Raw genomic sequence first — 230 nt, forward strand, 5'->3', positions numbered from 1 at the left:
TGCCCCAAGAGCGCGGCCTTGCTGCGCCAGGACGGTCTGCGCACTGCCGAAGACCTGGCCGCGGCCGGGTCGGTGCGCGCGTTCGTTAAGGTACGCCGCGCCGGCTTCAAACCGAGCCTCAACCTGCACTACTCGCTCGAAGGCGCGCTGCAGGACTCCCACTGGCACGAACTGCCCTAAGCGCGCCGCGCCGAGCTCGAGCCCGAATCCGACGCGATCATCGCCGACAA

The 230-nt window shown here is 69.1% G+C and carries 1 pseudogene; it reads left to right on the top strand.

From position 1 onward, the window contains the following. Positions 1-177: pseudogene (locus ACQG3P_RS25365) on the top strand (TfoX/Sxy family DNA transformation protein); the annotation flags it as partial. Between the last annotated feature and the right edge of the window lie 53 nt (positions 178-230).

The organism is Stenotrophomonas sp. SrG, from assembly GCF_050031795.1.
Taxonomy (GTDB): Bacteria; Pseudomonadota; Gammaproteobacteria; order Xanthomonadales; family Xanthomonadaceae; genus Stenotrophomonas; species Stenotrophomonas rhizophila_A.